The following is a 10,086-nucleotide window of genomic DNA, read 5'->3' as shown; positions in this document are numbered from 1 at the left end:
CGCCGCTGGGCGCGGAGGAGCTGGCCGCGCGCGAGGCCGCCGACCGCTACGACGGGCACGGGCCGCCGCGCCCGCGCCGGCTGCCGGCATGGGGGCGCGCCGGCGGGGCCGTCGCCGTCCAGGTCGCCGGTCGGGTACGCCTGCTGCGTCCCGCCCACCGCTGACCGCCCACCGCCCACGAGGGCCCCGCTGGCGGATCCGGCCGGGTGCGGCAGGATCGACGGCATGGATCTCGGACTGACCGATCGGGTGTACGTACTCACCGGCGCCTCCCGGGGGCTGGGCTACGCCACCGCGGAGTGCCTCGTCGCCGACGGTGCCCGCGTCCTGCTCTCCGCCCGCGACGCCGACGCGGTGGCCGCCGCCGCGCAGCGCCTCGGCGGGCCGGAGCGGGCGGTCGGGCTGACCGCCGACCTGGCCGACGTCGACACGCCGGAGCGCCTCGTGGCGGCAGCCCGGGAGCACTTCGGACGGCTGGACGGGGCGCTGGTCTCGGTCGGCGGGCCACCGCCGGGCAGCGCCGCCTCGGTCACCGACGAGCAGTGGCGCCGGTCCTTCGAGACGGTCTTCCTCGGCACCGTCCGCATGGTCCGTACCGTCGCGGAGGAGCTGGCCGGGGGCGCAGGCGGCGCGGTCGGGCTGGTCCTGTCGACCTCGGCGCGCGGGCCGGTGCCCGGCCTGGGCATCTCCAACGGCCTGCGGCCCGGCCTGGCGGGCATGGCCAAGGACGTCGCCGACGAGTACGGGCCCCGGGGCGTGCGGGTGGTCGGTCTGCTGCCCGGACGGATCATGACCGACCGCAACGTGGAGCTCTTCGCCGCCACCGGCGACCCCGAGCGGGCACGCGCGGAGGCCGAGGCCGCCATTCCGCTGCGCCGCATCGGCGCGCCGGCCGAGTTCGGCCGGGTGGCCGCGTTCGTGCTCTCCCCCGCCGCGAGCTACCTGACCGGCGTCACCGTGCCGGTCGACGGCGGCGTGCTGCGGGGCCTGTAATGGTCACGCCCGCCGACCGGCCGGGCCGCGGCTCCCCCGCCCGACGGCGGGCACGGGCGGCGGATGCGGCCGGACGGTACCCGCGGCCCACGCGGGAGGAACTCGCGGCGGCGGCGGAGCGGACCATCCCCGACGTCATCGCCCCCGGCCTGGGCGTGCTCTTCGTGGGGATCAACCCGGGCCTGTGGTCGGCCGCGACCGGGTGGCACTTCGCCCGGCCGGGCAACCGGTTCTGGCCGGCGCTGCACCGGGGCGGGTTCACGCCCCGGCTGCTGCATCCCAGCGAGCAGAACGAGCTGCCGGCGTACGGCCTGGGCATCAGCAACATGGTCGCGCGGGCCAGTGCCCGCGCCGACGAGCTGACCCCGGCCGAGCTGGTCGAGGGGGCGGGGATCCTCACCGGCAAGGTCGAGCGCCATCGCCCCCGGTGGGTGGCCGTGGTCGGGGTGACCGCGTACCGGATCGGGTTCGCCCGGCCGAAGGCCGCCTTCGGGCCGCAGCCGGAGCGGCTGGCCGGCGCCCGGCTCTGGGTGCTGCCCAACCCCAGCGGCCTGAACGCGCACTTCACCCCAGAGACGCTGGGCGCCGCGTTCGGGGAGTTGCGGGTGGCGGTCACCGCCGGCTGAGGCGTCGGCGGGCCGTGGCCCGCTGAATCGCGCCGGTCACGGCCGGCCGAGTCGCGCGCCGGGCGCAAGCTGGGCACCGGTGCGCCGGTGTTCGCTGGAGCGTCGGCCGGGCGTCAGTTGGCCGCGGCCGGCGGCAGCGCCTCGTCGGCGAGGTAGGGCCGCAGCGGCGGCACGGCCACCGGCTCGGGCCCGGTCGCGTCGGCGTACGGGGTGGGCGAGTCGGCGACCGCGAACTGGGTGCGGTAGAGCTCGGCGTAGAGCCCGCCCACGGCCACCAGTTCCTCGTGCCGGCCCCGCTCGACGATCCGCCCGTCGTCGAGCACCAGGATCTGGTCGGCGTCGCGGACGGTCGAGAGCCGGTGTGCGATCACCAGCGCGGTACGCCCGGTCAGCGCCACCGACAGCGCCCGCTGCACGGCGGCCTCGCTCTCCGAGTCGAGGTGCGCGGTCGCCTCGTCGAGGATCACGATCGACGGGGCCTTGAGCAGCAGCCGGGCGATGGCGATGCGCTGCTTCTCGCCGCCGGAGAAGCGGTAGCCGCGCTCGCCGACGAGGGTCTCCAGCCCCTCCGGCAGCGACCGGACCAGGTCGGCGACCTGCGCCCCGGCCAGGGCCGCCCAGATCTCGTCGTCGGTGGCGTCCGGCTTGGCGTAGCGCAGGTTCTCGGCGATGGTCTCGTGGAACAGGTGCGAATCCTGGGTGACCACGCCGATCTCGTCGCGCAGCGAGTCGAGGGTCGCGTCGCGGACGTCGACCCCGCCGACCAGCACCTGCCCGTCGGTGACGTCGTAGATGCGGGAGATCAGCATCGACAGCGTCGACTTGCCGGCGCCGGAGGGGCCGACCAGCGCCACCATCTGCCCCGGCTCGACCGCGAACGAGACGCCCTTGAGCACGGGCTCGTTGACCGTACGGTCGAGGGCGGCGACCTCCTCCAGGGAGGCGAGCGAGATCTCGGCGGCGCTGGGGTAGCGGAACCGGACGTCGCGGAACTCGACCCGGCCGCTGGCCCGGGGCACCGGCACCGCGTCGGGCTTCTCCTCGATCGTCGGCTTCAGGTCGAGCACCTCGAAGACCCGGTCGAAGGAGACGAGCGCGCTCATCACGTCGACCCGGACGTTGGACAGCGCGGTCAGCGGGCCATAGAGGCGGGTGAGCAGCAGGGCGAGGGTCACCACGGTGCCGGCGCTGACGTTGCCGGTGACCGCCAGCCAGCCGCCGAGACCGTAGGTGAGCGCCTGGGCCAGCGAGGCGACCAGCAGCATCGCCACGAAGAACGTCCGCGAGTACATCGCGGACTGGATGCCGATGTCGCGGACCCGCTCGGCCCGCCCGGCGAACCGGCGGGCCTCCACCTCGGGCCGGCCGAAGAGCTTCACCAGCAACGCGCCCGAGACGCCGAACCGCTCGGTCATCGTCGCGTTCATCTTCGCGTCGAGGTTGTAGGACTCCCGGGTGATCTCGGCGAGCCGCTTGCCGACCCGGCGGGCCGGGATGATGAAGACCGGCAGCAGCACCAGCGAGAGCGCGGTGATCTGCCAGGAGAGGGTGAACATCACCGCGGCGGTGAGCACGAGCTGGATGACGTTGCTGACCACCCCGGACAGCGTCGAGGTGAACGCCCGCTGCGCGCCGAGCACGTCGTTGTTGAGCCGGCTGACCAGCGCGCCGGTCTGGGTGCGGGTGAAGAACTGCAGCGGCATCCGCTGGACGTGGTCGTAGACCCGGGTGCGCAGGTCGAGGATGATGCCCTCGCCGATGCGGGCCGAATACCACCGCTGGGCGAGGGAGAGCAGCGCGTCGGCCACCGCGAGCCCGGCGATGACGAACGCCAGCCGGACCACCGCGCTGCCGGCGTCGGCGCCGCCCCGGGTGATCGTGTCGATCACGTCGCCGGCGAGCACCGGGGTGGCGACCCCGATGACCGCGGCCAGCACCACGGTGACCAGGAAGACGACGATGTCCCGGCGGTAGGGCCCGGCGAAGGCCACGATCCGGCGGGCCACGCCGCGCTTGAGCCGGTGGGTGGAGATCTCGTCGCGGTTTCGCATCGACCGGAGCATGCTCCAACCGGCCATGCCGCCGCCGGACATCGAGTTGGACACGTTCACCTCCGGGTCGTCGGGCTGACCGCACCGTCAGGTCAATTCTCCCGACGACTCTGACAACCTCGGCCGTAACCCTGATCTTCCCGAACGGTCCTTACTATTCTCCCCGCCCGGCGAGATCGCGCAGCCGGCGGGTCTGCGCCTCCCGCTCGGCCCGCTGCTGGTCGGCGGCGGACCGGCCGGTCGCGCCGGCCAGCAGGGCCTTGATCTCCACCACCGCGTTGCGGTCGTTGGTCAGCAGCCCGGCGGTCAGGTCACGCACCGCGGCGTCCAGCTCGGCGTTCGGCACGACCAGGGTGGCCAGGCCGATCCGGTCCGCCTCGGCGGCGTCCATCCGCCGGCCGGTCGCGCAGATCTCCAGCGCGCGGCTGTAGCCGACCAGGTCGACCAGGCGCCCGGTGCCGGCGAGGTCCGGGACCAGGCCGAGCGTCACCTCGGCCATGGAGAGCTTCGCGTCCTCGGCGAGCACGCGCAGGTCGCAGGCGAGCGCCAGTTGGAAGCCGGCGCCGATCGCGTGCCCCTGCACGGCGGCGACGGAGACGACGTCGGGGCGGTGCAGCCAGGTGAAGCCGCCCTGGTATTCCGCGATCCGGTCGGCGCACTCCTGCTCGGGCAGGGTGGCCAGCTCGGCGAACGACCCCGGGCCGGAGGCACCGGCCACCGACAGGTCGAGGCCGGCGGAGAACGCCCGCCCCTCGCCGCGCACGACGACGACGCGTACGTCGCCGGGGAGATCCCGGGAGAAGTCGCTCATCGCGCGCCACATCGCCGGGGTCTGCGCGTTGAGCACGTCGGGCCGGCACAACGTGACCGTCGCGACCGGCCCGTCGCATTCCAGCCGGACCCCGGTCGCCTCGGCGGTCACCGAGCGACCTGGGGAGCGGCGCTGACGGACGACGCTGGTGGGCGGGTCACGCCTTCTTACGGCGACGGGCGCCGCCACGCTGCCGCAGCTGAACCCCGGACTCGGTGAGCACCCGGTGGATGAACCCGTAGGAACGGCCGGTCGAGGCCGCGAGCGCGCGGATGCTCTCACCCGAGGTGTACCGCTTTACCAGGTCCTTGGCGAGCGTCTGACGCTCGGCTCCGACGATCCGGCGACCCTTCTCAGTGCTGGTGGCTGTGCCAGTGGCTGCCATGCTGTGTCCTCACGTCCCAGACTGTGCGGTTCGGATACGGTCCCACCTATTAGACCGCCTCGAACGATCATGCGCCAGATATCAACTCTTCGCCAACCGACACGCTATGCAATGTCAGCTTCCCGATAGAGTGATCCTCCCGACGCGAGCGGGGGCCACCCGACCCTCCGCGCCGGGCGGGGTGGGCGGTCACGCCGTACCCTGCTGGCGTGATCGACCTGTTGGGCACCGCGGCCGGCGCCGCCGTGGTGTTCGCCGCCACCGACATCGACGACATCGTCGTCCTGACGCTGTTCTTCGTCGCCGCCCGCACCACCGGCCGGCCCCGCACCTGGCAGATCGTCGCCGGGCAGTACCTGGGCATCGGCGCGCTCGCGCTGGCCAGCGCGGTGGTCGCGGCCGGGCTGCTGGTGGTGCCCGAGCCGTGGACCGGGCTGCTCGGCCTGCTGCCGGTCGCCCTCGGCGTACGCGCGCTGCTCCGCCACGACGCCGACGACGCCCCGGCGGTGGTCGGCACGGCGCTCGGGGTGGCCGGGGTGACGATCGCCAACGGCGCCGACAACATCGCCGTCTACGTGCCGGTGTTCCGGGCGCTCGGCCCGGCCGACAGCGCGGTGTTCCTGCTGGTCTTCGTGGTGCTCATCGCGCTGTGGTGCGCCGCGGGGGCCTGGCTGGGCGGCCACCCCCGGGTGGTCCGGCTGGTCGGACGCGTCGGTCACCGGCTCGTCCCGGCCGTCTTCATCGCCATCGGCGTGGTCATCCTGGCCACCTCGGGCGTCCTCCCCCACGCGCTCGGCCTGCTGCGCTGACTACGCCGACGCGCGCCGCCACGCCGGGGTGGCGCCGCGGTCCGCTCAGGCCAGCTCGACCAGTTCGAGCAGGTCGTCGCTCCAGGCGTCCTCGTCGCCGTCGGGCAGCAGGATGGCGCGGTCCGGCTTCAGCGCCATGACCGCGCCGGGGTCGTGGGTGACCAGCACGATCGCACCCGGGTAGCGGGCGATGGCGTCGAGCACCTGCTCCCGGCTGACCGGGTCGAGGTTGTTCGTCGGCTCGTCGAGCAGCAGCACGTTCGCCCCGGAGCAGACCAGGGTGGCCAGCGCGAGCCGGGTCTTCTCGCCGCCGGAGAGCACCCCGGCCGGCTTGTCCACGTCGTCGCCGGAGAACAGGAACGCCCCGAGGATCTTGCGCAGGTCGGTGTCGGTCTGCTCGATGGCGGCGCTGCGCATGTGCTCCAGCACCGTCCGGTCCACGTCGAGCGTCTCGTGCTCCTGCGCGTAGTAGCCGAGGCGCAGGCCGTGCCCGGCGTGCACCTCGCCGGTGTCCGGCTCCAGCAGGCCGCCGAGCATCCGCAGCAGGGTGGTCTTGCCGGCGCCGTTGAGCCCCAGGATGGCCACCCGGGAGCCCCGGTCGACCGCCACGTTCACGTCGGTGAAGATCTCCAGCGAGCCGTACGACTTCGACAGGCCGGTCGCGGTGAGCGGGGTCTTGCCGCACGGGGCCGGGCTCGGGAAGCGCACCTTCGCCACCTTGTCGGCGACGCGCACCTCCTCCAGGCCGGAGATCAGCTTCTCGGCCCGCCGGGCCATGTTCTGCGCGGCGACGGTCTTGGTGGCCTTGGCCCGCATCTTGTCGGCCTGCGCCATCAGCGCGCCGGCCTTCTTCTCGGCGTTGGCCCGCTCCCGGCGGCGGCGCCGCTCGTCGGTCTCGCGGGCCTCCAGGTACGCCTTCCAGCCCAGGTTGTAGACGTCGACCACGGAGCGGGTGGCGTCGAGGAACCACACCTTGTTGACCACCGACTCCAGCAGCGAGCCGTCGTGGGAGATCACGATCAGGCCGCCCTTGTGGTTGGCGAGGAAGCTGCGCAGCCAGGTGATCGAGTCGGCGTCGAGGTGGTTGGTCGGCTCGTCGAGCAGCAGGATGCCGCCGCCGTTCTCGCCCGCGTCGCGGAACAGGATCCGGGCCAGCTCGATGCGGCGGCGCTGGCCGCCGGAGAGCGTGCCGATGGTCTGGGCCAGCGCCCGGTCCGGCAGGCCGAGGTTGGCGCAGATCCGGGCGGCCTCGGCCTCGGCCGCGTACCCGCCGAGGGAGGCGAACTGGTCCTCCAGCGCGCCGTAGCGACGGACCAGCTTGTCGTCGGCGCCGTCGGCGAGCCTGGTCTCGATCTCCTTCATCTGGGCCATCAGCACGTCCAGGCCGCGGGCGGAGAGCACCCGGTCGCGGCCGGTGACCTCCAGGTCGCCGGTCCGGGGGTCCTGCGGGAGGTAGCCGATGGCGCTGCGCCGGTCGATCTGGCCGGCGTACGGCTGACCCTCGCCGGCGAGCACCTTCAGCGTGGTGGTCTTGCCGGCGCCGTTGCGGCCGACCAGACCGATCCGGTCACCCGGCTGCACCCGCAGCGTGGTGTCGGACAGCAGGATGCGGGCGCCGGCGCGCAGCTCCAGGCCGGTGGCAGTGATCATGTCGGAGGACTCGCTCTCGGGGTCTGGAAGGGCTGACTCAGGGCACGCGAAAGCGCCGGCGAGCACGAGGCCCGTCGGCGCGGGGCGGTTCAGCCTTCGCAGAGCAGCACGGGACCAAGTGTACCGGGCGCCGCGCGGCCGGCCCGCCGGATTACCAACCAAGATCATCGGGTACCGAAACGCCGTCCGGACCCGGTCCGGTACCGCAACCACCAAAACGGATCAAATCGGTGATCGGGGTAGACATGGAGCTGAACGAGAACGCGCGGATCGACACCAGCCAGGTGGACGACCGGCGAGGATCCGGCGGGGGCGGCGGGCTGGGCGGCATCCCCATCCCGATCGGCGGCGGCCGGGGCGGCATCGTCGGCCTCGTCATCGCCGTGCTCGTCGCGCTCGTCGGCGGCGGCTTCGGCCTGAACGCGGCCACCAACGGCGGCGACGAGCCGCAGGGCGACAACGCGTCGCTGGAGCAGAAGTGCTCGGCCGAGGACGCGCTCCAGCAGTTGGACTGCCGCAACGCGCTCTACGTCAACTCGATCCAGGCGTACTGGCAGAAGGCCCTGCCCGAGGCGTTCGGCGAGCAGTACCGCCCGTCCCGGACGGTGTTCTTCAGCCAGGGCGTCAACACCGCCTGTGGGCAGGCCGACTCCGGCGTCGGCCCGTTCTACTGCCCCGCCGACGACCTCGTCTACATCGACCTCACCTTCTACCAGGTGCTCGCCCAGCAGCTCGGCGCCTCCGGCGAGTTCGCCCAGCCCTACGTGCTCGCCCACGAGTACGGCCACCACGTGCAGGACCTCCTCGGCACCGAGGCCCAGATGCGCCGCCAGCAGCAGCGCGACCCGGACAGCGCCAACGAGCTCTCGGTCAAGCTGGAGTTGCAGGCCGACTGCTACGCCGGCGCGTGGGCGAAGAACGCCACCGGCACCGCCGACGCGAGCGGCCAGAAGATCTTCACGAGCATCAGCGAGCAGGACATCCAGCAGGCCATCGACGCCGCCGAGAAGATCGGTGACGACGCCATCTCCGAGCGGGCCAACCGGCCCGTGAACCCGGACGAGTTCACCCACGGCTCCTCCGCCCAGCGCAAGGAGTGGTTCACCCGGGGCTACTCCACCGGCGACCCGAAGTCCTGCGACACCTTCCGCGGCAGCCTCTGACCAGCACGGGAACCGTCCCTCGGCGACCGGTGGGCGAGGGCCCGCCGGCCGCCGTCGTGTCCCCGGGGCACGGGCCACGACCCGCCGCGGGCACGGAGGCCACGGGCCACGCCCCGACGGGCAGGATCGCCGAGCAGAGCGTGACGGGTCCGCGGAGGTCGCGGAGGTCGCGGGCCAGGATCCGGACCGCCCGGTAGGGTCAGGCCGGGTCGCGGACCAGGATCCGGACCGCCCGGGCCGCCGCGATCGCGCCGACGAGCACGGCGTGCCGGGGCTCGGGCACGTCCAGCAGCCTCTCGGCGCGCAGCGCCACCAGCGGGGCGAGCCGCCGGTCGGCCAGCACGCTGTCCACCGCCCGCCGGTCCCCGCCGCAGACCAGCGCGCCCAACGACGACGCCTCCGGCAGCAGCAGCCGTACGGCCAGCTCGGCCGCGTCGCCCAGCGCCGCCTTCGCCTGGTTGTCGCGCCGCCGGGCGAAGCGCTGCTGGGACCAGCCACCGGCGGCGGTGCGGCCCTGCACGTAGCGGGTGTCCACCTTGGAGACCACCAGCTCCTCCCCCGCCGCGACGCCCACCGCCACCGCGCCCTTGCGGGCGAGCAGCAGGCCGAGCCGGCGGGGTGTGGTCGCCGCGGCCACGAAGCCGGGCACGTCCGAAGCGGCCGGCGCGCCGGGCGGGGTGTGCAGCTCGGCGGTGGCGCCGTCCGCGGCGGCGAGCAGCAGCCCGTACGCCTGGACGGTGGTGGCGGGCGGGCCGTGCCGGTCGGCGAAGCCCTCGACCCAGCGGGCGACCCGGGCCGGGTCCACCTCGACCCAACGGCCGCCTCCGGCTGCGGGTCGGCTGCTCATACGCCCGAACCTACGGCACCGGCCCGCCGGCGGGTCAGTCGGGCAGCAGCATCGCCACGGCCAGGGCGGCGATGATCGCGCTGGAGAGCAGCGCGGTCACGAGCCGACCGCGCGGGCCGGTCAGCACCCGGCCGACCAGGGTCCCCCCGCCGGCGATCAACAGCTGCCAGCTCGCCGAGGCGACGAACGCGCCGAGCACGAAGAGGCCGGCGGCGAGCGGACCCGGCTCGGCGCGGTCCGTGCGGCCCAGCACGAGCGCGGCGAAGTAGACCACGGTCGCGGGGTTCAGCAGGGTCAGCGCGAGCACGCCGGTGAAGGCGCGGACCGGGGTGTCCAGCCCCCGGCGGACGCCGGCGGCCCCGGTCGCGGCGCGGGGGCGCAGCGCGCGCCAGGTGCCGTGGGCGGCGAGGACGAGCAGCACCAGTGCGGCGGCCAGCCGCAGCGGCCCGGCGACCGGGGCGATCAGCCCGGCGACGGCGGCGCCGCCGAGGGCCGCCACGGCGGCGTAGAGCCCGTCGGCGGTGGCCACCCCGAACGCGGCGGCGGCGCCGACGCGGAACGACGTGCGGGCGCTGAGCCCGAGGATGAGGATCGCGATCGCGCCGACCGGGATGGCGACGCCGTAGCCGGCGACCAGACCGGCCAGGAACGCGCCGGTCACGACGGTCGGCGGCGGGTCGGGACGCGACCGGGTTCCGCCCGCTGTCGCCACGCGGCGGCGGCCGCGGCGACGGGGGCGGTCTTCGTCGGG

Annotated in this window: 10 protein-coding genes; 4 read left to right on the top strand and 6 right to left on the bottom strand. The window is 74.3% G+C overall.

Annotated elements, in window-relative coordinates; genetic code table 11:
- The first annotated feature begins 225 nt into the window (after positions 1 to 225).
- Together AB0G13_RS04475 and mug are read left to right on the top strand one after the other, a co-directional pair.
- Entirely contained in the window at positions 226 to 993 is a 768-nt protein-coding gene (locus AB0G13_RS04475) for an SDR family oxidoreductase (protein WP_357868766.1), read from the top strand.
- Complete coding sequence (gene mug, locus AB0G13_RS04470) at positions 993 to 1,619, top strand: G/U mismatch-specific DNA glycosylase (RefSeq protein WP_357868764.1); 627 nt, start codon at positions 993 to 995, stop codon at positions 1,617 to 1,619. The genes AB0G13_RS04475 and mug overlap by 1 nt, the downstream gene beginning before the upstream one ends.
- 113 nt (positions 1,620 to 1,732) lie before the next feature.
- Here mug and AB0G13_RS04465 read toward each other — a convergent pair whose 3' ends face one another.
- From AB0G13_RS04465 to AB0G13_RS04455, 3 genes are all read right to left on the bottom strand, one after another.
- The gene (locus AB0G13_RS04465; RefSeq protein WP_357868780.1) at positions 1,733 to 3,712 is read right to left on the bottom strand and encodes an ABC transporter ATP-binding protein; all 1,980 of its coding nucleotides are present in this window, start codon (positions 3,710 to 3,712) and stop codon (positions 1,733 to 1,735) included.
- A gap of 112 nt (positions 3,713 to 3,824) precedes the next feature.
- Positions 3,825 to 4,592, bottom strand: a complete 768-nt coding sequence (locus AB0G13_RS04460) for an enoyl-CoA hydratase/isomerase family protein (RefSeq protein WP_357868762.1) — start codon at positions 4,590 to 4,592, stop codon at positions 3,825 to 3,827.
- Between the two features lie 46 nt (positions 4,593 to 4,638).
- On the bottom strand, positions 4,639 to 4,866 hold the full coding sequence (locus AB0G13_RS04455; protein WP_007462679.1) for a helix-turn-helix domain-containing protein: 228 nt from the start codon (positions 4,864 to 4,866) through the stop codon (positions 4,639 to 4,641).
- Between the two features lie 209 nt (positions 4,867 to 5,075).
- On the opposite strand from AB0G13_RS04455, the gene AB0G13_RS04450 reads away from it, so the two are divergent.
- Complete coding sequence (locus AB0G13_RS04450) at positions 5,076 to 5,675, top strand: cadmium resistance transporter (protein ID WP_357868759.1); 600 nt, start codon at positions 5,076 to 5,078, stop codon at positions 5,673 to 5,675.
- 45 nt (positions 5,676 to 5,720) lie between these two features.
- Here the strand turns inward: AB0G13_RS04450 and AB0G13_RS04445 are convergent, their stop codons facing one another.
- Positions 5,721 to 7,325 (bottom strand): ABC-F family ATP-binding cassette domain-containing protein, encoded by a 1,605-nt coding sequence (locus AB0G13_RS04445; protein ID WP_121400702.1) that lies wholly within the window; start codon positions 7,323 to 7,325, stop codon positions 5,721 to 5,723.
- 245 nt (positions 7,326 to 7,570) lie between these two features.
- Here AB0G13_RS04445 and AB0G13_RS04440 point away from each other — a divergent pair, with 245 nt between their 5' ends.
- Entirely contained in the window at positions 7,571 to 8,488 is a 918-nt protein-coding gene (locus AB0G13_RS04440) for a neutral zinc metallopeptidase (protein WP_357868778.1), read from the top strand.
- Positions 8,489 to 8,687: 199 nt separating this feature from the next.
- Here AB0G13_RS04440 and AB0G13_RS04435 read toward each other — a convergent pair whose 3' ends face one another.
- Both AB0G13_RS04435 and AB0G13_RS04430 read right to left on the bottom strand, forming a co-directional pair.
- Positions 8,688 to 9,335, bottom strand: a complete 648-nt coding sequence (locus AB0G13_RS04435; RefSeq protein ID WP_357868757.1) for an acVLRF1 family peptidyl-tRNA hydrolase — start codon at positions 9,333 to 9,335, stop codon at positions 8,688 to 8,690.
- 34 nt (positions 9,336 to 9,369) lie between these two features.
- Positions 9,370 to 9,996 carry a LysE family transporter gene (locus tag AB0G13_RS04430; RefSeq protein WP_357868754.1) on the bottom strand — a complete coding sequence of 209 codons (627 nt, stop codon included), beginning with the start codon at positions 9,994 to 9,996 and terminating at the stop codon, positions 9,370 to 9,372.
- Between the last annotated feature and the right edge of the window lie 90 nt (positions 9,997 to 10,086).

This window comes from Micromonospora sp. NPDC023633, from assembly GCF_040640035.1.
Lineage (GTDB): Bacteria > Actinomycetota > Actinomycetes > Mycobacteriales > Micromonosporaceae > Micromonospora.
The sequence above is the reverse complement of the archived record's forward strand: the minus strand, read 5'-3'. Positions and strand labels throughout refer to the sequence as shown.